At 58.0% G+C, this 24,767-nt stretch carries 23 protein-coding genes and 2 pseudogenes; 13 read left to right on the top strand and 12 right to left on the bottom strand.

Annotated features, from left to right (window positions below; translation table 11 throughout):
* Positions 1 to 419 precede the first annotated feature (419 nt).
* On the top strand, positions 420 to 1,436 hold the full coding sequence (locus AB7783_RS16735; RefSeq protein WP_244499904.1) for an AI-2E family transporter: 1,017 nt from the start codon (positions 420 to 422) through the stop codon (positions 1,434 to 1,436).
* A gap of 655 nt (positions 1,437 to 2,091) precedes the next feature.
* Here AB7783_RS16735 and AB7783_RS16730 read toward each other — a convergent pair.
* Positions 2,092 to 2,955 carry a hypothetical protein gene (locus AB7783_RS16730; RefSeq protein ID WP_439064756.1) on the bottom strand — a complete coding sequence of 288 codons (864 nt, stop codon included), beginning with the start codon at positions 2,953 to 2,955 and terminating at the stop codon, positions 2,092 to 2,094.
* Positions 2,956 to 3,640: 685 nt separating this feature from the next.
* Between AB7783_RS16730 and AB7783_RS16725 the strand changes: the two genes are divergently transcribed.
* The gene (locus AB7783_RS16725) at positions 3,641 to 3,850 is read left to right on the top strand and encodes a hypothetical protein (RefSeq protein ID WP_441278245.1); all 210 of its coding nucleotides are present in this window, start codon (positions 3,641 to 3,643) and stop codon (positions 3,848 to 3,850) included.
* Positions 3,851 to 4,155: 305 nt separating this feature from the next.
* Here the strand turns inward: AB7783_RS16725 and AB7783_RS16720 are convergent, their stop codons facing one another.
* The 4 genes from AB7783_RS16720 to AB7783_RS16705 all read right to left on the bottom strand — a co-directional run bounded on the left by AB7783_RS16720 (position 4,156) and on the right by AB7783_RS16705 (position 6,477).
* Complete coding sequence (locus tag AB7783_RS16720; protein WP_068738758.1) at positions 4,156 to 4,617, bottom strand: low affinity iron permease family protein; 462 nt, start codon at positions 4,615 to 4,617, stop codon at positions 4,156 to 4,158.
* Between the two features lie 159 nt (positions 4,618 to 4,776).
* Positions 4,777 to 5,115 (bottom strand): hypothetical protein, encoded by a 339-nt coding sequence (locus tag AB7783_RS16715; protein ID WP_441278244.1) that lies wholly within the window; start codon positions 5,113 to 5,115, stop codon positions 4,777 to 4,779.
* 205 nt (positions 5,116 to 5,320) lie between these two features.
* Positions 5,321 to 5,560 (bottom strand): hypothetical protein, encoded by a 240-nt coding sequence (locus tag AB7783_RS16710; RefSeq protein WP_439061883.1) that lies wholly within the window; start codon positions 5,558 to 5,560, stop codon positions 5,321 to 5,323.
* A 167-nt stretch (positions 5,561 to 5,727) separates the two neighbouring features.
* Positions 5,728 to 6,477: a DUF1236 domain-containing protein gene (locus tag AB7783_RS16705; RefSeq protein WP_441278243.1), complete on the bottom strand. Its 750-nt coding sequence runs from the start codon at positions 6,475 to 6,477 to the stop codon at positions 5,728 to 5,730.
* A gap of 343 nt (positions 6,478 to 6,820) precedes the next feature.
* Here AB7783_RS16705 and AB7783_RS16700 point away from each other — a divergent pair, with 343 nt between their 5' ends.
* Complete coding sequence (locus tag AB7783_RS16700) at positions 6,821 to 6,949, top strand: hypothetical protein (RefSeq protein WP_441278242.1); 129 nt, start codon at positions 6,821 to 6,823, stop codon at positions 6,947 to 6,949.
* Positions 6,950 to 7,179: 230 nt separating this feature from the next.
* Here the strand turns inward: AB7783_RS16700 and AB7783_RS16695 are convergent, their stop codons facing one another.
* Complete coding sequence (locus AB7783_RS16695) at positions 7,180 to 7,812, bottom strand: response regulator transcription factor (protein WP_081422136.1); 633 nt, start codon at positions 7,810 to 7,812, stop codon at positions 7,180 to 7,182.
* 26 nt (positions 7,813 to 7,838) lie between these two features.
* On the opposite strand from AB7783_RS16695, the gene AB7783_RS16690 reads away from it, so the two are divergent.
* Positions 7,839 to 9,224, top strand: a complete 1,386-nt coding sequence (locus tag AB7783_RS16690) for an ATP-binding protein (protein ID WP_441278241.1) — start codon at positions 7,839 to 7,841, stop codon at positions 9,222 to 9,224.
* Here AB7783_RS16690 and AB7783_RS16685 read toward each other — a convergent pair.
* The 3 genes from AB7783_RS16685 to AB7783_RS16675 form a co-directional block, all read right to left on the bottom strand.
* On the bottom strand, positions 9,221 to 9,409 hold the full coding sequence (locus AB7783_RS16685) for a hypothetical protein (protein WP_139069975.1): 189 nt from the start codon (positions 9,407 to 9,409) through the stop codon (positions 9,221 to 9,223). The genes AB7783_RS16690 and AB7783_RS16685 overlap by 4 nt on opposite strands.
* A gap of 360 nt (positions 9,410 to 9,769) precedes the next feature.
* On the bottom strand, positions 9,770 to 10,174 hold the full coding sequence (locus tag AB7783_RS16680) for a DUF1236 domain-containing protein (RefSeq protein ID WP_441278240.1): 405 nt from the start codon (positions 10,172 to 10,174) through the stop codon (positions 9,770 to 9,772).
* Positions 10,175 to 11,324: 1,150 nt separating this feature from the next.
* On the bottom strand, positions 11,325 to 11,564 hold the full coding sequence (locus AB7783_RS16675; protein ID WP_184511638.1) for a hypothetical protein: 240 nt from the start codon (positions 11,562 to 11,564) through the stop codon (positions 11,325 to 11,327).
* Between the two features lie 258 nt (positions 11,565 to 11,822).
* Here AB7783_RS16675 and AB7783_RS16670 point away from each other — a divergent pair, with 258 nt between their 5' ends.
* The 4 genes from AB7783_RS16670 (at position 11,823) to mdoH (ending at position 16,982) form a co-directional block, all read left to right on the top strand.
* Positions 11,823 to 12,137: a hypothetical protein gene (locus AB7783_RS16670; RefSeq protein ID WP_068738741.1), complete on the top strand. Its 315-nt coding sequence runs from the start codon at positions 11,823 to 11,825 to the stop codon at positions 12,135 to 12,137.
* 15 nt (positions 12,138 to 12,152) lie between these two features.
* The gene (locus AB7783_RS16665) at positions 12,153 to 12,764 is read left to right on the top strand and encodes a hypothetical protein (RefSeq protein WP_068738739.1); all 612 of its coding nucleotides are present in this window, start codon (positions 12,153 to 12,155) and stop codon (positions 12,762 to 12,764) included.
* A gap of 580 nt (positions 12,765 to 13,344) precedes the next feature.
* Positions 13,345 to 14,808 (top strand): glucan biosynthesis protein G, encoded by a 1,464-nt coding sequence (locus AB7783_RS16660; protein WP_309943909.1) that lies wholly within the window; start codon positions 13,345 to 13,347, stop codon positions 14,806 to 14,808.
* Between the two features lie 14 nt (positions 14,809 to 14,822).
* On the top strand, positions 14,823 to 16,982 hold the full coding sequence (gene mdoH / locus AB7783_RS16655; protein WP_441279711.1) for a glucans biosynthesis glucosyltransferase MdoH: 2,160 nt from the start codon (positions 14,823 to 14,825) through the stop codon (positions 16,980 to 16,982).
* A 141-nt stretch (positions 16,983 to 17,123) separates the two neighbouring features.
* Here the strand turns inward: mdoH and AB7783_RS16650 are convergent, their stop codons facing one another.
* Positions 17,124 to 18,134 (bottom strand): DUF1236 domain-containing protein, encoded by a 1,011-nt coding sequence (locus AB7783_RS16650; RefSeq protein ID WP_231079556.1) that lies wholly within the window; start codon positions 18,132 to 18,134, stop codon positions 17,124 to 17,126.
* An 813-nt stretch (positions 18,135 to 18,947) separates the two neighbouring features.
* Here AB7783_RS16650 and AB7783_RS16645 point away from each other — a divergent pair.
* The 3 genes and pseudogenes from AB7783_RS16645 to AB7783_RS16635 all read left to right on the top strand — a co-directional run.
* Positions 18,948 to 19,049 (top strand): annotated as a pseudogene (locus tag AB7783_RS16645) (DUF3606 domain-containing protein); the annotation flags it as partial.
* Between the two features lie 1,668 nt (positions 19,050 to 20,717).
* Positions 20,718 to 20,936: pseudogene (locus AB7783_RS16640) on the top strand (RlpA-like double-psi beta-barrel domain-containing protein); the annotation flags it as partial.
* Positions 20,937 to 21,140: 204 nt separating this feature from the next.
* Positions 21,141 to 21,356: a hypothetical protein gene (locus tag AB7783_RS16635; protein ID WP_441279710.1), complete on the top strand. Its 216-nt coding sequence runs from the start codon at positions 21,141 to 21,143 to the stop codon at positions 21,354 to 21,356.
* Positions 21,357 to 21,472: 116 nt separating this feature from the next.
* Here AB7783_RS16635 and AB7783_RS16630 read toward each other — a convergent pair whose 3' ends face one another.
* Entirely contained in the window at positions 21,473 to 21,799 is a 327-nt protein-coding gene (locus AB7783_RS16630) for a nuclear transport factor 2 family protein (RefSeq protein WP_081422157.1), read from the bottom strand.
* A gap of 327 nt (positions 21,800 to 22,126) precedes the next feature.
* A complete protein-coding gene (locus AB7783_RS16625; protein ID WP_139069974.1) occupies positions 22,127 to 22,324 on the bottom strand; it encodes a hypothetical protein in 198 nt (65 codons plus the stop codon).
* A gap of 830 nt (positions 22,325 to 23,154) precedes the next feature.
* Between AB7783_RS16625 and AB7783_RS16620 the strand changes: the two genes are divergently transcribed.
* Positions 23,155 to 23,382, top strand: coding sequence for a hypothetical protein (locus AB7783_RS16620; protein WP_081422133.1), 228 nt, complete (start codon positions 23,155 to 23,157; stop codon positions 23,380 to 23,382).
* A 742-nt stretch (positions 23,383 to 24,124) separates the two neighbouring features.
* A complete protein-coding gene (locus AB7783_RS16615; protein WP_184511632.1) occupies positions 24,125 to 24,367 on the top strand; it encodes a ribbon-helix-helix domain-containing protein in 243 nt (80 codons plus the stop codon).
* The last annotated feature ends 400 nt before the right edge of the window (positions 24,368 to 24,767 follow it).

The following is a 24,767-nucleotide window of genomic DNA, read 5'->3' as shown; positions in this document are numbered from 1 at the left end:
AGAGCGATTCGCTAATACCGTGTTGCGTGCACTCATCGTGACTAAAAGGGAAAGCCCGAAATCGAAGGGGTTTAGCAAAACGAGATGCAGCACGTAAATCTGCAAAAGAACGAAGCCGATACCGAGCGAAGTAGCAGAATTTTGTTGGGCAATTCATGTTGGCCTCGGAGCGATTCGAACGTCCGCCCCTCAGAATCGAAATCCGGTGCTCGTTCATGGCATTGCAACATTTTCCCGATTGGAACTGAACGACAGTCTTTTTTGTTCTTCCCCGATAAACGGGGGCGTGATGGATGGTAGAAAAGGCCGGAACGGAAGCGTTGCGCAAGCGACGGATGGTGCACATCGAACAAGCGTCACCCAGAGCAGAGCGAAAGCCGCTACCTTTAGGAGCTGACGCGCGTAGGAACTCCCGGGTCGTGCTTGCCCTGGTCCTTTTCGGCCTCGGGACATGGACCGCCTCAGCTTTTCTGCCGGCCCTGATATGGGCCACCATTCTCGCAGTTGCCCTGTGGCCGCTGTACCTTAAGTTTGCGGGGCGCTTTTCGTCAGGTCATTCAAGTCTGGCAGCGTTCATCTTCACCGCAATCGTGGCTTTGGTGCTGTTCACCCCACTGTCACTTGCCATCTACCAAATCGCGCAGCAAGGCGACGTTCTTGTGAGGTGGCTAAAGCAAGCCCGCGAGAGCGGTGTTGAGGTGCCGGATTGGGTCGCGCGTCTACCGCTCGTTGCGGAAACTCTGCAAACTTGGTGGCGCGCCAACCTCTCGGATCCAAAAGCTGCAGCGGCATGGCTTCAAACTGTTAACGCGGATAATGCGTCGGAGTTGTTTAAAACATTCGGCTCACAGCTGCTTCATCGTCTTTTTCTGTTGCTGTTCTCACTTCTGACCTTGTATTTCCTCCTCCGTAATGGTCGCGCTGTCACGAGCCGTTTCCTCGAGACGTGCGACCGCCTTATCGGCGATCCAGGAGAGGGACTCGTCGAGAAAATGGTCGAAGCGACGCGCGGCACGGTCAACGGCACAATTCTCGTCGCTGTGGGCGAAGGATTGCTTATTGGTGTCGGATTCTTGGTCGCCGGCGTACCGACCCCCGTGATGTTTACTATAATAACCATAGCATTCGCGATGTTACCGTTCGGAGCCTGGTTGGCTTTCACCGCGGCGGCATTAGTTTTGGTCTCCGGCGAAGGCAGTGGGTTTGCGGCCGCTGGGGTGTTTCTATGGGGTGCGATCGTTATGCTTGCTGGCGATCACTTCGTATGGCCCACTCTGGTCGGTGGTTCGGCGCGACTTCCCTTTCTTCTAGCATTTGTTGGTATCTTTGGAGGTATTGCTGCATTTGGCCTGTTCGGCTTATTCCTAGGGCCTGTCATTATGGCAGCACTACTGACCGTGTGGCGCGAGTGGATCTTCCGGCCAGTGCCGCAGTAACTTTGTGATCCTTCTTGGAGAGCTCCGCAAAATGAAAGATTTCCATATGAACTACGCTAGCAACTAACAAACAATGAGGTGCCTTTGCCGTCACAACATCTGTAATGGTCCAAAGATCGTGGCCCGCGGGGAGGGGCCCACACAGCAGACATCAGCTTTAAGTCAAGGCGTTCTGCGCGGAATTTATTAATTTCTCAAGCCAATCCCCGGCATTGATGTAGTTCACCTTCAGCGCCGCGAAGCTCGCCCGCAGGCAACGAAATAATGAGTTGAGCCGCGTCTAAGCAAGAATTACTCGACTAGAGGGTTCACCAGATCGCGCCCGTCAGCAGTGGCGAATCCGCGCGGCAACGAAAGGCAACTCGTCGTCTTATAACACCCGACCGGCGAAACGGCCGGTCTTGGCGCACGGCCATTGTGAGGTTGAGTGCCTTGCTGTGAGTGACCTCCAGCCCGCATGTGGCTCGCGTAGACGGCTTGCTTCAGGTTTCGCCCACAGGCGTCATACGCGTCATCGAACGGCTTGGCCTAATAAATCCAAGCGAAATCTAAAGTCCCCGTCGTCCGCCTTAGCCGCTGTTCAGTACAAGACTTGCGAGGCAAGGTTAGCGAGAAGATCGGCGCATTCAATTCGATCTACTACGTTCCACCTAACTCACGCGACCTCACGTCGATAGGCAGCTCCAGATCCGCGAGCACCCATCCAATGCGGCATCGCTGCGCCGTCGCGGTGGCTGCCGCCGACGCTGCCGGCGGCCACCGCGATCACAGCGCCCAGCAATATGGCCGCCGCGACGGAGAAGGCCAGGATCACTGAACTCCGTCGAGATTTGGCTATCGACGCTTGAGAGGTTGCAATCGCGGCATCGACCCGTTTTTCCGCCTCTGCGCCGGCGAGACCGGTGTTCGCGGCAACGAGTTGAGCAAGATAAGATCGATCCTCGCTGCTCATTCCCAAGTGGCTCGACGAGGTCAAGAGAATTCTTCCCGCCTCCGCACGTTCCTGCAGAAGGTCTACATTTGCGGCGCGACGCAAGGGCCTGAACAGGCGGTCGATCTCGTAGCTTAGCAAAGGCTCCGCAGCGCTGGTGCGTGCTGACGATCCGTTACTGTTCGGCCGCGTTAGTGTCGCGCTTCCAATGAAGGCCGCAAGCGCCACGCCAAGAACAACGGCAAGCGCCCACGCAGCGAGTCCATGTAGACCATCGCGCTGTTCAATTTCGGCGGTATCCAAAGCAGCGAGACCGACATTTGTCCGCCCGGCAATATAGCCTCCCACTCCGAAACTCAGCGCGGCTTGGAGAATGAGATAAAGTCCCGACAATATCCAAAGCGCAGCGGAGGCGTCCCGCCAAGTCGGAGCCGTGGATGAAACGCCAAGTCCGAGCGCTACGCCAAAGGCCAGCAGAATTGACGAAAGCGCGGTCGCTATGAGGGCACCGAGGATTACGGGCGTCCAGCTCAAATACCTTGAGGGGACTTCAATGGAAGCTTCGGCAGGTTCAATCGATTTAACCATCTCAGCGCAGCCCGAAAAATGACAACACGGCCAAGATGACGACGATTAATCCCACCAGATAAATCAAACCATTCATCGTTCTTCTCCTCGTTTTGTTACCGTCAGAGCCTGCAGTCCTCACCGCTGTATTCAAAAGCATCGCTCGGCCGTCTGCTGCATGAATCGACTTTTTTGCCCTGCGTTTTCAAACTCTCGAATATTGCTTATTGTTCCCGACGCGTTGAGGCTCGCGGCCTTAAGTGACGGTGGCTCTACCTGCCGCCAGGGGCTGCGGCGCATCCTCATCGCTCGCTTGTGTCTTCTCGGCCTCCAACGTATTCCCCAACCGGGAAAAAGATGATTGTGGCCGAAGGCGCCCATCGGGATGGCCTTCGGGCGGTAAAAACGACCTCGCGTCCAAACGGCGAATCGGCCTGCTGTCTCCTTGATTGATCGTTCGCGGCGGTCCTTAGCCTCCAGCGCCACGGCGGCGCTTCCGGGCCGTCGAGGAGCAAAACGATGAGCTACCATCTTTCAAATGGATGCCCAGTCCGGGCTGCGGGACAAAAATGTACTGATCTATTGAACGTCAATTTACGGCGACACACCGCGCGCTTCTCCGCTATGGCCGACGTTTCGGGAAGAACTGGCAACTTTCGCCGTCGTGCTGAGTTGGCACCGACTGTAAGCAATCGCCGGAGCGAGAATGGTTGACGAAGTGGCGGTGAGAAGGGCGGCAGAGACAGCATGGACGGTGTACAGGGCGGCGCATCCCGACGTCGATACACAGGACAGCCGCCGCTGCCTGCTGGAGCGCTATCTGCACAGGAGGGGTGAAAGGCGAGAAAGCGATACCGAAGAACTCGCCAGCTTCGGCATAGCGCACCTGCGCCGGCTTCCCCAAGACGAATGTTGACGGGCATGAAAATGCTCGCTGGATGGGCTCAAGGAAGCACAAGGCCGAATTGGACACTGCTCGCGATTTCATTCCTCATTTCCGCGACCATCGTGACAGTCCTGCGGTTCGTGTTCGGAGGCTAGCCGATGCGGATTGACCAACTTGCTTCGTTGTAGGTTGCGGCGAGCTTGACACCCCGGCCCGTGAACGGGTCGGCAGGATGCCGAGCGTCGTCTAGTCCTGAGCCGGCGCATGGACATGGCGACGACGAAAGTTACGATGAGGGGGTGCGAAGCCAGGACGGAACCCGCATCATCCGTCCATCAGGACCCGGCGGCGTCCGCGGCTTCGCGAGCTTTCTCGCCCATGCGTTGCACAGTCCTTTCACCGACCTTCTCGGCAGCAGCGCGTGCCTCGCACTTGGTCCGGATATCCTCTAATTCCTCGTCGGTCAGATGCTCGATGCCGACGAATGAGTTATGAGCGGCACTCGTTCGGATGAGTTCGTCTAGCTTCACCTGAATGGCGGCGCTGTCTCGGTTCTGAGAGTTCTGGATGAGAAAGACCATCAAGAACGTCACGATCGTCGTCCCCGTGTTGATGACAAGCTGCCACGTGTCCGAGTAACCGAACAGAGGACCGGTCACGGCCCAGATGATCACGACGGCGGCTGCGACGATGAACGTCGTGGCTCGACCCGCGAGTTGAGAAGTCTTGTTAGCAAGGTCTCCAAAAAAACGGGAAAATCCGCTTCGACGTTCGTTGTTTGACACTATTGAATCCATTTGCCGGTGCGACCTTCCACAACATGCCGTGCAAATTCAAGGCGATGGTAGTTTATTGCTCGAGCGCTTGGGCGCGCCAGGCGCGACATTTCTTGGCACCCATGGATGACGTGACGCTCAATAGCCCAACAATCATTACGCGCAAACGCTGTAGCAAGCTCACCAGGTCAAGGGTAGTTGCTCGGAATCCTCACGTTGCATCACTTGTGGCCTTGAAATGCGCCGGCTTGCATAGTGCGGCGTCTGGCGCATCTTACGCCGGCGGGGCGTTTCTGTGACTTGGCGGAACTCAGTTGGCTTGCGCTCGGCGGTGTTTGTAAAGGCGAGGATAGGTGTCGGCTTCGCCGGCTCGACAGCAGCCGGTTGTAGGTGAACTTGACGCGGAGCGGATCCGCCGCCTTCGCCGCGCAGGCATTCTTCGGAGTAGTATGGCCAGTTTTGCTTTTCGCACACGCTATCGGCAGCAGTTTGCGAAACCCGTGCGGCGTCTTGGTCCATAGGCGCTCTGCCTGATGCGATTAGCGCGTCAGAAGCTCCTGCGGGGGCATTAGGCACCGCGGAGCCCTGGGTCGCAAATGCTAACGTGATGGAACCAGCGAAGATGATTAAGCCAGCTGCACGTCGATCGAATGTCTTTAGAAAAGTCATGCGGATAACCTTGTCAGAAAGGGAGGAGGTGGCCCAAGCGGGCCACTTCCTAGGATCAATCCCAACGATGACGGCGCTGCTTAATCACTACCACCCGGTCGCGATTGCGCCAGCCGCGGTGCCATCCATGATCGCGGCGATATTCCGCGCGAGGGCCGCGGTAGCCGCGGTCATAGTCGCGGGACATTCCGTGATCCTCGCCGATGCGAACGCGCACGTCCTGCGCACTCGCAAAGGTCGGGGTAATTATGGTCGCCACGACGGCAGCGGCAAATGCGTAAGTTGATAACTTCATCTTCAAGCTCCCTTGTTCAACCGCGACGCCAACGGGATAAAGTGGCAATCGTTCCGCTGTAGCTGCAGTGATCCGCACAAGGCCAAAAAAAACTGCCCGCGGATGTGGACCCGGGGCAGTAGAGTGAACGAGGAACGAGTGTCTAGCGCCACAAGGCGGCGCCGGGCCTAACCTTCGATGATGTAGACGATTTCATGCGTCTGCGGTCGAAGGATAACGTAACGACCATTGACCAGAATGAAGTCGTATCCGCGCCATTCTGGATAGATTTCGATCACTCGCGTTGGGAGCGGGTGCACGCGCACTGTAGACGGTACCGTCACGCCTACTGAGATGTTGAAGTTCACATTGCGAACTTCCTCGACCTTTTCTTGCCGGATCGCACTAGTGATCTGCGTGCGCTTTTCAGCAGGAAGGGCAACGGTTGCAGACGTCGCGGCATTGCCCGTCGTAGAAGCGGAGCCGGCCTTGCCGTCGCCGGTCTTCGCGTCAGTGGCAGCCTTGGTATCAGTTGTCGACTTGGTGTCCGTCGCGGACTTCGCGCCCTTGGTGTCGGTGCGCTCTTGCGCAGAGGTCCCGGCTTTATCCGACGGAGCGACGGCAGGCTTATCCTGGGCGGTCGTTGCTGGTTTGGCAGGCGCGGCCTTCTGGTCGGAGGCGGCCTTGGCATCAGGTGCAGACCTGGAATCGGTCATCGACTTGCCGTCACTTGCCGTCCCCTTTGCAGCGGGCATGTTGGTCGAAGGAGCCTCGCCGGCCCGCGGTGCTGATGCGGCAGGTGCATCGCCGCCCTTTGATCCGCTCGCGCCGCCGCCCTGCGCCAGAGCGAAAGCAGTCGTGGCAATCAAGGCAATGGCCGCAGCCGATCCCATCAATCTCCTATTCATTTTATGACCTCCACTGTCGAGACCGCTCATTCGGTCTTGCGCAACAACAGCGAAAGCAGTTTCTTGGTTCCGTTCTTGGATGACGATTCCGGGTAAAAGAAGCAATACGGGTGGCGCCATATTCCAGAAGGCGCACTGATGCCAGTAGTTGTCTTCGTAACGCCGAGCTCAGGAACTCATCGCAACCCGGGAACTTGTGTCAACGGCCGCATGGTGCGGTCAAAGGAGAGCAATATGAAACGGATGATGATCGCCGGGGTCGCGGCCCTTTTGCTGACGGCGGGAAGTGGAGCGGCCGTGGCCGCTATGCCGCTAGCGCCGATGACAGCTTCGGGCGATGCGATCGAGATAAAGGGCGGCCACGGTCATGGTCATGGCCACATGCATCGTGGTGGACGCGGACATCATTACGGCTGGTCCCGCGGGCGCGGACATCATTACGGCTGGAGCCGCGGCCGCGGTCATCGTCATCATTGGTGATAAGTCCGGCGGACGCGATTAAGCGTCCGCCACTCGTTCCGCGCCTGGCCCACGCACGCAATGCAGCAGCGTTTCCGCAGTGAATTTCGCGCGGATCCGGCGACAGGCGTCGCGCCTCCCTAAGACTGTGGCGGCACTTTCTCCCATGTCATAGCAACGCTAGCCACTTGTCGATCCACGTCCTTAGGCTTTAGCCTGCGGCTGATGGGAGCTGTGCCGAAAGAAGTGGCCAAGACTTGATCGTGAAGAACTCTAATTTAAGCCCATCTCGACGGCTATACGGATAAGATCGGAGTGGTTCCGTGCGCCCAGCTTCTGCTTCAGTAGGGACGTGGTATTTGCTACCGTCTTGTAGGAGATGCCGAGCGCGTCGGCGACCTCAACGATCTTGTCGCCCCGGCCGAGGAGCCGAAGAATTTCCAGTTCCCGGGCCGACATGCTGGTGGCCGGATTTGCCCGGATAGCAGCGCCTGAGAACGTTACTGTCTTTGCGAGATGCGGAGAAATGAAGTTCTCACCCGCAGCCACTTTGCGTACTGCCTTGATGAGCAGGCGCGGATCGTCGCCCTTAGAGACATAGCCTTGGGCACCGAGCTCGATGGCTCGGACCACAAAGGCTGGATCGTCATTCATGCTGAACATGATAATACGCGCGTCGGGATCATCCTTGCGGATACGACGCATCAACTCGAAGCCGGAAAGATCCGGCAGATTGATGTCGATGATCGTCACGTCGGGCCGTTTAGATAGATAGGCGCGGTGCCCCGATTTCTCATCGACCGCCTCGTCGATGGATATTGTAGGGTCCGACGCAAACAGCGAACGGCAGCCCGACACCACGACGGGGTGGTCATCGACAATCAGGAGCTTCACAGGCTGTGCCATCGGCGGGACAATCTCGCAATTATGCTATGCATATTGGATTTCAACGCTTTGACCAGAGGAATGGTGCCGGGTTGACCAATTTAATGATTCCAATGTGGACGACTTTGTCGCTGCGTGCACGCATTTGCGTGCTGCTGGGCGGCATGTTTCTGAGCGCCCTGATTGCCGGCCTCGCTTTGCTATGGATTTTCTCCTCGGATCAAATTTTGGAGGAAAACGAGCCATCGGCGCGGTCGGCGATCACCGTCGCGGCGGGTTTGAACGCCGCTCTCGCGGCCTCCACAAGACCCGACGCAATCCTTGCGGCGTTCGTCGATCAGCTCGGTTCGACACCTGCGGACGCGATCCGGTTTCGCCGTGATGGCGAGGTGCATGCACCGGAGCAGGGCAAGACGTCCGGCAGGGTCCCGGAATGGTTCGTGAAAGCGCTGTTCGTGCCTGACCTTGCGCAGCATATTCCCGTCCTGGTCCAAGGTCGCCGGGTCGGCGATCTTATTTTCGAACCAGATCTCTCTGCGCAGATCTACGAGAAATGGATCGGCTTTCTCTCGCTTCTCGGGTCACTCGTCGGCATGGCATTGCTTGCCGGCCTCTTGTCGTTTGTGACGATTGGCGCAGCGCTGCAGCCCTTACGCGATCTCGCTGAGGGGCTGGCACGGCTCCGCACTGGTGACTTCTCGAAGAAAGTCGATTGTTCCGGCCCCCCTGAAGTTCGGGAAAGCTGCTTGTCCGTGAACGAGCTTGCTTTGACTCTCGGTCGCCTCAGTTCAGAGAACCGAAGTCTATTACGAAGGATGATCTCCATCCAAGATGAGGAGCGACGTGACATCTCGCGTGAGTTGCACGATGAACTTGGTCCGCTTCTGTTTGCTATCCGGGCTAACGTTACTGCTATGATCGACGACTGCGGCAGCGGCACCAACCGGTCCATGGGAGAGGAGCGTGTGCTGCAGGCGGTGGAGGCTTTGCAAATCGCCAACCGCCGCATTCTTGAGCGGCTGCGACCAATGCTCATCGAAGAGCTGGGTCTCGATGCTAGCATCCAAAAGCTTTTGCGTGACGTACACACGCAGGTGCCTGAAATGGCCGTGACATTCGAGATCGATCCCCGGATCGTCACGGCGGACAGTGTGGTCGCTCAGACCGTATACCGTTTGCTGCAGGAAGGCATCACCAACGTCCTGAAACATGCCGGTGCGTCTAAGATGAGCGTGAAGACCGAGGTGACGAACGAAGCTATTCTGGTCGAGGTTGCCGATAATGGTGCGAGGGCGCCCCTAGAGCCGAAATTCGGCCGGGGCCTGACGGGGATGCAGGAGCGCCTCCGCGCCTTAGAAGGAAAGTTTGACTACATCCGTGCCGACGGATGGACAACAATCCGGTGCAGCCTACCGCTGGCAGCGCCGGATTAGGTTGGACCGGCCGTCTTTGCCATCGGCGTGATCTCAAAACCGGCCAGCGAGAGAGCCGTGATCACTACCTTTGCAACGCAGGTCGCTTGTTCGCTCGTTATCGGCAATTTTTCTCCGTTGCGGTTCTCGATAGCACAAGTGCTAATAGCCTCGGCTATGATCGTCATTAGCTGGAAGTCATCCACCTCTAGCAACTCCTGAACAAAGCAACGACCTGCTTAAGTCTCTAGGAACGGCACGTTGAATAGACAGGGCTTGGGGCCTCCGATCTATTATTTGACGATGCGAAACGCCGCGTCCCGGGCACGTGGCGGGTCTTCCGGCTGACGATGATGCGCCATGCTGCGCAGTGAATCGGTGGGCCTCCAGCCCTTTGCGGAGGAGCTTTTTGTCGGAGAGCTGTCGCTTTCGCCGATGGCAAATAGAACTCCCAGCAGTACGGCGCCGACCCACACGAAATATTGAAATATGGGCAAGATGATCCTCCCACAAAGACGCATCGAACTGGTCGAGGCGGCCCTTTCGGCCCGCCTCGAAAAGCGCGCTTAGTCGATCACTTCGACAATACGATGGGTGCCCGGGTCGACCAGTACGGTCCGATCGTTGACCACCGTGTAGCGATAGGCAGTGGAACCGTACTCTCGCGGAACTTCATAATAGGTGACGTCGCTGTCGGGCAATACGGCACCGACGCGTAGCTCGCGGTCATACCGGTATGACGGGTGACGACGCTCGGTGACGTAGCTGTGGAAGCGGGGACGGTTGGCCTCGGAAATGCCGCCTGCCGTGGCGCCGGCGGCAGCGCCAACGGCGGCACCGACAGGGCCGCCGACGGCGCCACCGACGATTGCGCCGCCGACGGCTCCGCCCGCCGCTCCATTCTGAGCGAGGGCAGGCGAGAAGTAGGCCAGCGAAGCGATTGCAATGGCAGCCGTGGAAATGAATTTCATGATCGTCCTCCTGGTGTGTTGGCGGAGTGAAAACTGCCAACACTTAAGGTCGTTCCGTCGAATTGCCGCTTTATCCCGACATTTTCCGTCGACCGTGTGGAAGGCGGGGAAACGATTTCTAACCGAATGATCGGGGACCGCGCGCCAAGTTGGTACTCACCAATACATTGACTTATATGACCTATCATAACTATTGGATGTGATTCAGAAAACGTGGTGCTGACTATTATGAGCACTGGCAGAAATGGACGAGCGGGAAATCCTGGTATCTCGATTGCTGCCGAGGAGGAAGGCTGCATATAGAGAGCGGGGATTTGGACGCGTATCCGGCGTCGGAGGAATTGTTTGTCGACATCGCCGAGGCGGCTGACGCTCCATGCCGGGATTGACCGCTATGAGCTGGTGGAAGGTCAGATTTTCTGACGTTAGAAAATAGTGGGACCGATAGCCGACTAATGCATAACCGAACTATAAACAGAAATCCTAGGCGCGAAATGAACACAGACGATGGTGCGGACGAACACGTCATCTACCAAACGAGATTTCAGGGAAGGGTACTGGATTTCCGCGGGCGTCCCGTTTTCCTGAGATACGACTGCTGTGAGTTCGTCAAATGCCAGATACTGCTCGATGAGGGGACCACCAGCGTCGCTTTCACGTACTGCACGTTCGAAGATTGCAACATCGATGCAATCCAAGCCGACGAGCATCGAGGCGTGGTCGCTCGCGATAATATTTTCAAGCCGCCAATAGAAGATCGCAGGCTTAACTTAGAACGACGCTTAGCGTTGGCGCTCGCTGCGAGGGATGTGTCACGCGGACGAAGGTTCCCTTAATCGATCGATGTGCTCCTGAAATTGCAACAGAGGCGTGATGCCCACTCGCTAGCACTTCGGCAACGGGACCCATTGAGTGATCGATTCATGCGTGTCCCGCTTTCCGCTACGCGCGAAGGCGGCTGGGCACTGCCATTCGCTAAGGCGCGAGCCGCGCCGACATGTGCTGCAAGCGCGAGACGTCGTGGAGCGCTGGACAAGCGATTGCGCATCCTTGCGATTAGTCGCGTCGACTCTCGCTAATCGGAACCGCGATACCGTGACCGGTCGGCACAGCACCCGTCACCGATCGAAGTGACGGGTGCTGACGCGCGTCAGTTCTCTGTGCAGACCTTCATGGTCTTCATGCCGGTTTCGGCTTCCGTTCTGGTCTTGAACGTTCCGTTGTCGACAATCGTCGTTGTCGTGGTCGTTGGCTTCTTATCAACGATTGTGCACTTCTTGGTGGTGGCATCGCGCACCACGTAGTAGTCGCTGGAAACCGTCGTCGTTTGAGCGAAGGCCGAGGTACAAGCGAAAGCAGCTAGCGCTCCGGCGAGATAAAGTGTTTTCATGGCGTATCCTCCAATTGCAAAATTTGCGAGACGCAATCAATCAATCCGCGCAATTGCCGAAAGTTCCCGATCATGGTGTGGCGGTGAGTCAAACACAGGCACGCAAGCCGGCCATATGATCCGCCGTTACGGGAAAGAATGGCATAAGCAAGGGATGTCGCGCCGCTATCGTAGGTCCAGGCCTTTTTTCGGCAATCAATGGAACGCGTCAGCTAACAGCTTGTTGGAGGATCCCAAACACCAACCTATGAGGGACCTATGAAACGCGTTTCGACTATCTGTGTCGCCGCTCTCCTGATCTCGGGAGTAGCCCATGCCCAGAGCCCGGCGGCAAAAGATCGTCCGGGCAACAATGCCGTCAACAGCGAGCAGAAGAACTCCAATGCGCCGGTCGCCGGACGCAACTCCTTCACCGAGGGGCAGGCCAAGAGTGCCATCGAAAAGGCTGGCTACACGAACGTCACCGAACTGAAAAAAGACGACAACGGCGTATGGCGCGGCAAAGCGACCAAGGGTGGCTCGACCAGTGCGATCAGCGTCGATTTCCAGGGCAACGTCAACGCAGCAAAGTAACCGGAAGGTAATCTCATGACCGTGACCATTTCACGTTTGTACGACTCGTATACGGAAGCGCAGAAAGCTGTCGGAAGCCTTGAGGCCGCCGGCGTTCCTCATGGGGACATCAGTATCGTGGCCAACAACTCCGAGGGCTGGTTCGACGGCAAGAAGGACCGCGACGGTGATGGCGTCGATGATCGCGCCGAAGCAGCCGGCACCGGTGCCGGAATCGGTGCAGGGATCGGCGGCGCTGCGGGCCTTCTAGCCGGACTAGGGCTGCTTGCAATTCCTGGCCTTGGACCAGTTGTCGCGGCAGGATGGCTTGCCGCCACGGCAGTCGGCGCTGCCGCCGGAGCAGCAACCGGCGGCATTGTTGGTGCTCTGACCGAGGCTGGCGTCTCCAAGGAAGATGCACCGCTTTACGCGGAAGGCGTTCGCCGCGGCGGCACGTTGGTCTCGGCAAAGGTCAACGAGGCCGATCGCGCGCGCCTCGAGGCGCTGATGAGCCCATCGTCAGTCAATCTCAATGATCGCCGTGTGGCCTGGGAGAAGTCGGGCTGGAGCGGGTATGACCCGGCAAGCCCGCCCTACGATGCGGGGCAGGTGCGCAAGGAGCGCGAATTGTACGGTCGTTCCCGATAACAACGATGGCCCGCTTCGGCGGGCCATTTTTTTCACCGGAGGTCAAGCTCAGCAGTCAGGGCGGAGTGGTGTGGCGTGTCAGGCGGCCGATGCGAGACACCGGGCTACGCGACGGGGAATTATGAACAACCGGCGGGATAAATTGGCAGCACTAATGCGGATCAATGCAGCATCGTCGAAGCGCTGCGTCCGTCGTTGAAAGCTGATCTTGAGGGTTTTCGTGAGTCATCCGGCAGGGGGCGTCTTGGCTACCGCATTGAATGGTGACTTAGCGCCGTCGCACGGCGTGGACCGAGTGATTCAACGTCTATCGACAACCGGACAGCGCTATTTTTACTCGTCTATGGTCAGTTCGCGCGCCGTCGACTGGCATTTGACACCGGCCGAGCGCGGGTTGGGAAACGCCAGCGTTTAGTGAGGTAGAGTCGGGAAACACCGGCAATCAAGGCAAGCGCAGAGCGCTGAATGTTCCAGCTCGCGGAACTCGATGGTGCAGCGCGTGTTATTGCATATCACTCTGGCGTTTGGAGACACCTTGAACCGCAGACAACTTCTCGGCGCTTCGGCCGCTTTGCCATTGATGACGATTATCCCGCGCAGCGCCCGCGCAGCTCCCGGGCCTGTGCCGTTCGACGCCGCCGTGGTGCGGCAAATGGCGCGGGAAGCCGCCGCCAAGGCGTTCAAGGCGCCAGACAACAAGCTGCCCGACTCCCTCAAGGATCTGGACTACGACCGATACCGCGCGCTGCGCTTTAATCCGGAGAAGGCTTTGTGGCGCGGCGAGAAGCTGCCCTTCGAGGTGCAGTTCTTTCATCGTGGCTCGTTCTACACCAATCGCGTCGATATCTATGAAGTGGCCAATGGCCAGGCGACCCAAGTCCCTTATCAACCTGAGCATTTCTCCTTTGGCGCTACGCCGCCCCCGCCGGCCGGCGCCGACTTAGGCTTCGGCGGCTTCCGGCTGCATGCCCCGATCAACAAGCCCGATTACTATGACGAGGTCTGCGTTTTTCTCGGCGCCAGCTATTTCCGCGCGGTGGCCAAAGGCCAAGTATACGGCTTGTCCGCACGGGGCCTGTCCATCAACACCGGCGAGGCGGCCGGCGAGGAATTCCCACAGTTCAAGTCCTTCTGGATCGAGAAGCCGGCGTCCAACGCCAACTCGATCGTAGTGCATGCGTTGCTCGACAGTGAAAGTGCCGCGGCCGCCTATCGGTTCACCATCCGGCCAGGCGATACGACCATCTTCGATGTAGAAATGGTCATTTACCCGCGGGTGGAAATAAAAAACACTGGCCTCGCGGCGATCACGAGCATGTTCTTCTTCGGTCCGAACGACCGCAAGGAAGTGGACGATTTCCGCCCTGCCGTGCACGATTCCGACGGTCTGGCAATTTTCAACGGGCGAGGCGAGCAGCTCTGGCGACCCCTGCATAACCCGCGCGATCTGCAGATCAGCTCTTTCGGAGACCGAAATCCGCGCGGCTTTGGACTGATGCAACGGCAGAAGGACTTCTCCGACTACCAGGATCTCGAATCAAGTTTCGAACGGCGCCCCAGTCTCTGGGTGGAGCCGATTGGCGATTGGGGCGAGGGATCGGTGCAACTGCTGGAAATTCCGACCAAGGAAGAGATTCACGACAATATCGGTACCTTTTGGCGTCCGAAAAACCCGCTTCCAGCAAAGGGCGAACTCGCGTTTACCTACCGCCTGCATTGGGGGCCCGATCAACCGAAGCCGTCGGCGCTGGCGATCTTTTCACGCAGCGGCATCGGTGCGCGCGGGGACGATACCAAGCTATTTGTGCTCGATCTGATTGGCGACAAGCTCAAATCCATCGATCCCACCAAGATCAAAGGTGTTGTCACGGCCGAAAAGGCTGAAATCCGCAATATCGTAACACAGCGGAATCCGCAAAACGGCGGCTGGCGCCTGAGTTTCGAGATGCCGGTCAAGAGTAAGGCGCCGGTCGAATTGCGCGCTTCTTTGATGCAGGACGATCAGGCGATCTCCGAAGTTTGGGTCTATCGATGGACACCATGAATGTGAAGAAACAAATGCCGTTGGTTACCGTGCCTGCGGCTACGTTGCCGGCCGGCGCGGGCGAGAGGTTTCTACCGCCAGAGATGCCGTTGACGATGATATCGGATGGGCTCGCAGGGCCAGCTTCCTCCCAACGACGCGCGCAGTTCAGGCCCATGCCGACTGTTCTGCGGCGCGCTTACATCCTCCTCGGCACCGTGGCCCTGACCGCGGCCGGCGGCTACGAGATGTTCGAGGTGCTGAAGGTCGGCGGCGTGACCATCCTCGAAGGCATGGTACTGGCGCTCTTCGTACTGCTGTTCGCCTGGGTCGCGTTCTCGTTCATGTCGGCACTGGCCGGCTTCGTCCTACTGTTGATGCGCGCACGGGATCCGCTCGCCATAGAACCGCTTACGCCACTTGCGATGATCTCAAGCCGCAACGCGATGCTGTTACCGACCTATAACGAAGATCCCCATCAGATCACGGCGCGGTTGCGGGCGATGTGGGAATCTATATCGGAGACCGGTTACGCCGCGCAGTTCGACTGGTACGTGCTGAGTGACAGCACTGACCCTGCAATCTGGGTGGCCGAGGAAAAAGCCATTTTGAAACTGCGCCGCGAGACTGCCAGCGATCGCATCTTTTATCGCCATAGGATGCGCAACACCGCGCGCAAATCGGGAAATATTGAGGATTGGGTCAAGCGGTTCGGCGCTGGGTATGATCACATGATCATCCTGGACGCCGACAGCCTCATGACTGGTGACACGATCGTGCGCCTGGTCGCCGGCATGGAGCAGCATCCCGGCGTCGGTCTGATCCAGACGCTGCCTATCGTTGTCAATGCGCGGTCGCTATTCGCACGGATGCAGCAATTCGCTGGCAGGCTTTACGGCCCGGTAATCGCCTCCGGAATCGCTTGGTGGCACGGCTCGGAAGGCAATTACTGGGGACACAACGCCATCATCCGCGTGCGCGCCTTTGCAGAACATGCCAGCCTGCCCGAACTTCCCGGGCGCAAGCCGTTCGGCGGCCATATTCTCAGCCATGACTTCATTGAAGCAGCTTTCATGCGGCGCGCCGGATGGGCGATCCACATGGCACCGAAACTGGGCGGCAGTTTCGAGGAATGTCCGCCGTCGCTCCTCGATTTTGCAGCGCGCGACCGCCGATGGTGTCAGGGCAATCTGCAGCACCTGGCTGTGCTGGGAGCGCCACGGCTTCATTGGGTCTCGCGGTTGCATCTCCTGACCGGCATCGGTTCTTATTTAACTGCGCCGCTGTGGCTTATGTTTCTGGTGCTCGGGATTCTCATCTCGCTGCAGGCCCAGTTTGTGCGTCCGGAATATTTCGCAAAGGGGTTTTCGCTGTTTCCGCAGTGGCCAGCCCAAGATCCGGTTCGCGCGGCCTGGGTCTTCGCCGGCACGATGGGTCTTCTGATCGTACCAAAACTGCTTGCCTACGTTTTGCTGCTCACCCAGGCCGAAAATCGAGCGCGGTTCGGCGGCGGCTTTCTTGCTTTGTCCGGCATCATCGTCGAGACTTTGCTGTCCGGCCTGATCGCGCCAGTGATGATGATCTTCCAATCGTCGGCGGTCGGCGAGATTCTGCTTGGTCGGGATGCCGGCTGGCAGGTTCAGCGCCGCGACGACGGCGTTGTCCCGATCCGCGAAGTGGTCAGAAAGTACGCGGTACCGACCGTGTTCGGTGTACTGATGGCGATTAGCGCTTATGCGGTGTCGATACCGCTGTTCCTGTGGATGACGCCGGTAATCGTAGGTTTGTGGCTGTCGATGCCGCTGGCCATCGTGTCGTCGCGCGCGCTGCAGCCAGGCCAGCACGCCGGCTTATTCGCAACTCCCGAACAGAATCTACCGCCGAAAGTACTGACTCGCGCAAAAGAGTTGGCCTTGGCGGCACCGATCTACGGCGCAAGCTCGCTGCACGAATTGCGTAAGGACATGGATCTGTGCGCGGCCCATTTGAGATCGCTGGTTGATGAGCCACGCAGCCGTGGCCAGATCGATTCCGACCTCGCGATCGCGCGAGCAAAAATTGTAGAAGCTGAGGATTTTGACGAGGCCGTCAGTTTCTTCAGTACGCGCGAGACTTTTGCGGCGCTGAACAGTCGGATCGCGCTTCAGCAATTGGCTGCACTGCCCGACAAGGCACACGCCACGAAGTCAATCTGAGTAAGACCTGCCAAAATATAATACGGAAAAGTGCGCGAGCCCCCATATGACAGCCATCGCACCCGAGGTTTCGGCCTTTGTAATGACATTGCGAGAAAGAGGCGGCCCATTGGCCGCCTCGATTCACTTTGTGAAGTCGTGTCAGTCAATTTCGTCGATCACCACGCGCTCTCCGGGGTCGACCAGATAGGTGCGATTTTCGCGGTGGATGTAGCGGTAGTCGCGCAGTGAAGGAGCTTCTCGGTAAACGACGTCGGGAAATTCTTCAATCTCGACCGTTTCCGGTAGACGCTCGCCGCGGCGGATAACCGTCTTGGCCGTACTGCCGGTCGTTTGGCGCTCGGTTGTCCTTGTCTTGACGTGCTTGCGCACAACGTCCCGGTCCTTGTCGGTAAACGAGACCTTGGAGCGGGCCGGTGCAGGCGCGGCGGCCGTTGATCCACCGGAGCGCGGCAGCACAGTTACGATTTGCAAGGTCGAAGGTTCGACGATGACGATTTCGTCGCGCACCACAAAGAAGCTGTAGCCTCGATATTGCGGTACGACTTCGACGACCTCAGAGGGAAGCGTCTGCAGACGGGTGTCGCGGGGAACAGAGGTGCCCACGGTCAGGGAAAAATTAACGTTGTTAAGAGGCTGCACGTTGAGCCGAGAAATCGACTGGGTAACACGCGTGCGCTGCTGGTCATTGATATTGACGGAAGCATTGACGCTGGTCGATTGCGACTGCGCATTGTTGTTCGTCGAGGGAGCTTGCGCCGCGTTGTTAGAAGGAGACTGCGCCGTATTACTCGTTGTCGTTGGCTGCGCTGCAGCGTTAGCACCGCCGCTGGTCGGAGCCTGCATCTGGCCGCCGGCCGTTGCGGGCGGCGTGTTGGTCTGCGCCTGCGGGGGCTGCGATGTCGAAGACCCGGCCGCCGACGATGGAGCAGTCGTCTGCGCCTGCGAAGAGCTGGTGGATGTGCTTGGTGAGGTGGACGTGGACCGATCGTTGGTCGTATCGGGTGCCTTCTGAGTCGTAGGCGAAGAGGTGCTCGGGGACTGCGTTTGTTGTGTGCTAGGGGAGGTTGCTGTCGCGCTTGGCGACTGAGCAATTGCTGCGGTGGCGAACACCAAGCCGACCGCCGTGCTAAATAAGAAACGCGCCTTCATGATCAATTCCTCCATTTTTCGTAGTCATCGTGAACGAGGAAGACACACGGTAGTTCCGATGGAAGTCGGGAATAAGTGGCAAATTCTAATGACAAGGGGTCTCTTCTCGGTCGCGTAGGCATTGATGGCCGCGTGGCAGAGCCGGAGAGCGAGGGCCTGGTGCAATTGCACGGTGCCTGCTGATCTTAATGCGAGCTGCGGCATCGTTTTGCTCAACGCCGTCCCTGCGAGTTCAAGTCTGCTAACCGGCTCCCTCCTTGTATTCTCGCAAAATTCGCCGGACTGCTCCGGCAATCAAGCAACCATTGTAATTGGGGAGTACGTCAAGGCAGACACATGCTCGCGGCGCACCCGCGACGCTCGCAACGTGACGGGAACCGTATGGTGTTTTAGCGGGACCAAAATTATTTGTAGGCGGGACGCATTGCGGGCCTACCGGGAACGGCGTCTCAACGACTACCCGGCTTCGGAATTAGACGACCTTCAGCCGGTCCGCAGCGGGGTCGCAATTGCATACCTTTCCCACCACCAGTCGCTTGGAACAACGCTCAATTAGAGCTCTTGATCCCACGTCCTTGCATGCACGCAAACTCTTGCATAGACGAACTCGCCGCGCGGGCCTTTGGGTTGGCGCGGCTCCTTTATGTGATCGTAACGCTTTACAGAGCGCTAACCTGCGCGACTGGCGCCAGATGTGTCTGTAGCGGTCTTGGCGGGAACTTGACGCCGCTGTCCGCCGTTTAACACGCGAATCGAGGCTGTTATGGACGATCTTAAAAAAAACTCCGCAAGGTCGCAGCAAGAGTTCGATACTGGACCAAGCACCTCAAGGTTACGAAGGAGGAGTTGCAAAGCGTTGTCGAAAAAGTTGGCAACTCTGCCGCGACCGTGCGTAAAGAGCTCGCAATTTCATAACGGGAGGCGACCCTGACTACTGTCTCGCTCGCTGCGCTTCTTGATGAGTCCGTCGATATCGCTTTCGATTTTCTGCGGCGCTCGGGAGACTTGGAAGATGTTCGTGAGGCTAACCAGTTCCTCACATTTCACGTAGCCAGACTGATGCGAGAGGGCATCACGAGCCGCCTTCTGTTGTCCAATCGGGCTATCGCGGCATATCGATCCCGAGCGGCCAATGGCCCGCCAAGGGATGTCAAGCGCTCAGCGGGCTAGCGTGGAGTTTTACCGGTCCTACCTTCGCGCGTCGCCGAAGGTTTGACGCCGACTTGGCCTTCGCCAACTGGGAGATCCCCGGCTAAGTCCTCAGGCCAAGTCTGCGCTCATTCTGGCCGCAACGCTCGTTGGATGGGCCCTCATTCAACGTCGAGGCCAAGCTCACGCAACGCTCGGGCTGGCTCAACCGAACCGAATGCGTCTCGGCGCTCCTCGGGATCATAGCGTCCCAACCGAAATGGAGAGCGGCGACGCTTTTGTGCCGCAGTATCCGGAATCCTATCGCCCAGATGAGACAGGAATGCCGTTCGACGACGGGCCGAGGAAAGCTTCCGGCTCCGTGAAAAGTCAGCACAAACTAATTCGTTCCTCGGGAAGGATCGGCCCGGCGGCGGAGGGATTTCGCCGCCGGCCGCCTCACTGAACTCGGTGCGGAATGCCGCTCAGCTCGGCCAACAGCTTCTGCAAAGGCTGCCGGCTTGTGAAAATTGGATCAAATGGTTTCGTTCCGGCGGCGCTTCATCAAGCCCCCAATAACATAATGGAAGGCCCGGCCGCCTGAGGTTGAGGGACATGGTGAGCCGCCGAGCCCGGCGACAGCTTAAGGGATCATCCGCCAGCTGCCGGAAAGAACAAACTTCTTGGAATCCTTCCTGGGCCGACGGAAACCGGAGTGTATGACCTTGGAAGAACGACCATCGGCTCCTCAAATAATCAGATCTGATCGACAACGTTCCGGTCAACATCCGCCTAGCTTAGTGGGGCCGCTCATATTGCAATTGAGCGACCCCGTGCCACGCAATTGAAATGTTGCCGGTACGAACGACAAGTCCGGCAACGTCACGCGACACTTTTGACGCTAAGCCCTTCGTTCATGTTCACAACACAAGCCGCTCCTTAACCTAACTACTCAACCTTACCGGCGAAATTCGTTAGCTGCTTCTCACGGCTTGCGGAGCGGATTTCGCCATCGCCTGTCACCGGCGGCGCAGGGCACATCAGCTGAGTACAATCATAGGAGGCTCGGCGGCGTTGGGTTTTGGGGGTGGGGAAGCCGCCGAGCCCGGCCGACAGCACCACACAACTGCCGACCGCAGGAAAAAGCGGCAATAATAGATTTCGTTCCATCAAATAGCAGCCAATAAAATGGCCCGATGCTCAGCCGAATCCTTGAGCAGCGGGCCGACCGTCGCGTGTGCTTCCTGGGATCGCTCCGGCCGGGAAAATCTAGCATCAACACAAATGGAAACTCAATGACCCGCCTTTTAGCGGCAGCCTGGCTGTGCGTGCTCTCCGTCAGGCCTGCTGCTGCTCAGAACTTCCTCGAAGGCGTCGTATCCCTCAACCTCACCATGACCAAGGAGGAAACTGCATCGCTAGCCATACGGCGTAGGAGATGGCTATCACGGCCGCAGGACGGCCTCGGGCGAACGGTTCGACTTACGCCCTGGCGGCCGCACACCGCACCACGCGCTTCGGCAGCCACGTCACGATGATAACGCCAATGATCGGTCGGTAAAAGTTCGGATCACGGCTCGCGGCCCGTTTATCAAGGGTCGTTGCATCGATCTGTCTCGAGCAGCAGCCAATGCAATCGGCGTGGGTGGTATCGCGCGCGTCACCGTCCGGTAGCCCCACGAGCGGGTGACCCGGTCGTGTTTGCCTCCGGAACTTGCCCGGCTGTCGAACGGAGGCCGGGCTTTTTGTAATCCGTCGCGATGGAGTGTCTAATAGCCGGACAGGCACGGTGCCGACAGGGAGGTTGCAATGCGCGAGCAAAATCCATCCCGGACGATTAACTTTGGTCAGGCCATCGTTTTAATCGTTCTGTTCGCCATGCTGCTCTTCGCAATTGTCTGGTCGATGATGGCATGGACGTCAGCTGAGGACGCTGAGATGTCGATCCATGGTTGGATCGCCTTGGCGCTCGGGACGGTTTTCTCACTCGTTATTGGATGCGGCCTGATGGCCTTGATGTTCTACAGTAATAGAAGCGGCTACGACGACACGGCAAACACCGATTGGCGCAGCGAAAAAAAAACCGCCAGATGATGAAGTCGGGTAGGTACCCGCGATTAGCCTGCAGCCGCTCTTGCTCGGCGCCGGTGACCGGGCTTTTTATTCGACTAGCCTGATGACCCTCAGCGCGTTTGCGCGGTCAAGTGGCCCTAATTTGGCGGGCCGCATTTTTGGAAGGTGATCTGGCCAGCAGCATCAAATTCAAAGTCAGCCCGGATATTTGAGCCGTGGCAAACGTAAGTAATGGCAACGCCATCACGGGCCGGTTCGAGATTGTCCAAGTCCGCGGCCGGAGAATCTCTTAGGCGCTGCTCCCAATATGCACGTAAAGCCTCGCGACCATTTATCGTCGTGGCGCCGCCGCAACCACATTCGATCGTAGCGGCTTCGGCATAAAGGCCGAGAATACTTTCAAGGTCGCCTGAGCGATAAGCATCTAGCCAATCAACTACCGCGGCCATCGGGTCAAAGGACATTTTCTCACCTACTTGCCAAACGTATGCGTCTAACAAGCGATTTAGAAGCAGTCTAATGAATGCGTCCTGAATGGTTTATTCAGGGAAGTGGCCTGAAACCCACCGTGGACGGTATACGAGTATGTTAGTGGTGTTTGGTGATCGCCGTCCTCTTAGCACTTTGAAATCTGGGGATTGCTCCGATGGTCGGATCGACAGCACGAGCGAGCGCATTAACGATGCGCTAACCAAGCTCGATCAGCCTATCCAAGAATGCTGCGGCACCGGACTTGGAGCCGGCAGCCGCATCAGGATGCCGGCCGGTGTCATGCCCGGGCGGCTTTTTCGTCATTCGATCAATCGGATCACTTTGCGCCGATAGAGCCGATCCAGCGTGGCAACGAAGTCCCGATCGTCGAGCACGTCGATCAGCCGATCGACTGGATCAACGGCACTTCGCGAGCCCGGCCCGATGTAGTCTTTCAAAAGATTTCTGGCCGCGGTCACAGAACGTATTAGATGATCGATCTCATCTCGCTCACTCATTGGTCCCTCGCCAGCTTGGTCGCGCCACGCCGGCTCCTTCTTGCCCTAGTGATAGAAGGGTTCATCCATCGGAAAAGGTTTGCATCGAGCCAAGCCGAGCGAATATTTGCGGTCTAGAAACTGGCCCCCGACACCAACAGAACCGCGCCGATTACCATTAGGAGAATGCCCGGCCAGTTGGTTCCGAGCCCCAAGAATCTCATGCCCCGCCGCGGTGGCTCCAGAGTGTCGCGAACTGGCCGGGAGGAATCTGGGCCGCTAAGCGATCCCCGCCAAATAGCGGCGCGTGCCATGTACAAGACGCCGCCTAGGACTAGCAGCGCGCCAAGGCCCATCAGGAACATTCTCGCCTCCGCATTCATCGCTGACACACGCACGGACCGGGATTTTAAGAGCCGGCCGAATAATTCGTTCCGGGCTGGCCGATCGACAGGCGAGGCAGATTGCTGACGAAGTATACGCTAACAAAAAAAGCCCGCCGAAGCGGGCCTTTTCTCAATCAGAGAGAACCATACAGCTGGCGCTCTCTGCGCATCTCGTCCGCATCGAAGGTTTGCTCGCCGGATCGTAGCCAGTCCAGCCGCTTTTCTGCCAGGCGGGCTCCCTGGAAAGTAGAGAGCGAAGACGCTCATCGATGCAATACGTTTCATGTTCTTCACGAGCAGGGGGCCCGTCCAACTCGCACGTGCGAATGGTGTTCCAATCCCATCGCGCTCGATGGTGCGGTGCGATCCGACCAAGTGGCCAGCCAGATGATGTTTCCAATTGGTGAGCCGTGGAGGAACAGAGCAAGGCGAAGAGCTGTTATCAAGGGCAGATAGGAGTTACTGATGACACGTTCGATCCTTTTAATAGCTGCGGCAATCGTATTCTCCGGCACAGCCCTCGCGCAAAGCAGCGGAACGCTGGAGGAGCAGGCTGCGTGCCGTGCCAGCGTGAAGCGCTATTGCGCACAAGCGATTCAGGGCGGGGATATGATGGTGCTTTCCTGCCTTCAGCAGAATAGGCCGCGCATTTCGAAAGCATGTCGGCAAGTGTTATTGAAGCATGGCCAATAGGCGTGCTCAGGCGAAGGGCCCCGGCACTTGCTCCGGGGCCCCAGCTGTCCAGTAGAGTACATCCGTCCAACTGGGCAGTTAGTTCCCGCCGCCCGCGCCACCCCCGGCACCGCCGCCTGCGCCACCACCTGCGCCGCCTGCACCGCCCGCGCCGCCGCCGCTAGTGCGGCCTTGGTCAACGTTGTTCATTGAGTTGGCGCCACCGGCTTTTCCTGCAGCTGCGTTTGAACCGCTGAGAGAGCTGGCGTTGTTGCCGCGTTCCGAGCCAACTGCGCCGGTCGTCCGGTCCGACGTTGTTGGTGCAGTGGGCGAGCTCGGCGTCGTCTGGGCGAGCGCCGGCGCTGCAATAAGTGTCAGTGCTGCACTTGCAATAAGAAGTTTTCGCATGTCGTTTCCTCTCGTGACGCCCCAACCGAGAAATGCAAACTAACAAAACCTGTTCCCGAACGACTTCACTTTTAGATGGGAACAATTTCTGGTTCTCGCATTTCTCAGAATGCCTCGCATGAGTGTGTCTTCGTAAGGCGTTCAATTTTCTGGTTGCCTCGCCGCGGCGCCCCGAGCGCCGGGGGACCCTTGAAAGTAGCCTCTATGTTGAAGAGTCCGCGACGATCCATCCGACCGATTTACGGCTACGCGCTCGGCTTCATCTTGTTGCTGGGTCTCATTGGAGCCGCGGTCTCGGTCATCAGAAACGAAGGTAAGGCACCTGTCGATCAGCAAACCAAAACGGTGAAATAGCGTGCCTCAGCCGAAAAGGAGAAAGCAGGGACTCGTTAAAGCCGACGGATCGAAGTCGAGCGTCAGCCTTGAGCCTGAGTTTTGGAGCGCTTTAAAGGAAATTGCCATTGAACGAGGGACGAGCCCAGCAGCCCTTGTCAGACTGGTTGACCGCAATGGGCCTCAGGTGAACTTAACCTCGGCCGTCCGTCTGTTCGTCTTGCAGCATTTCAAAGCCAAAATAAAGGACGGGTCTCCCGCCTAACTTAGTCGGCAATTGGCAACGTTCGCATTGTGAATTCAATGCGGTCATCAGCAACCGGCCGGCAATGCTCAATCATCGTCATGTATGCCTCCGCTGGAAATCCGCGAAATAAGCGCGCGCTCGTTGTCTGGCGGCATGACGGGCCGGGTAAATGTCTCGCGGACGGCCCCACTGTTAAGTCGAAGCTTTTCACGTCGTGATCGAAGCCGTTCCCTCAACGACCGGGGCTTCGTTTACGATCCTCAACTGGCCATAGCCCCTCTGCAAATTCTCAGAGCGGCGATTTACATCGTCACGGTCAGGTATTTCAGGCATGCGGGTCGCGAAGCCCAGGGTGTAGTCCCATAGAAGCCGCAGGTCCATTTCCAGATGCCAGACCTTTCCGGGTTCGCATTCCAGT

This window comes from Tardiphaga sp. 172_B4_N1_3 (genome assembly GCF_052076035.1).
GTDB lineage: Bacteria > Pseudomonadota > Alphaproteobacteria > Rhizobiales > Xanthobacteraceae > Tardiphaga > Tardiphaga robiniae.
This window is presented reverse-complemented; position numbering and strand designations above follow the sequence as displayed.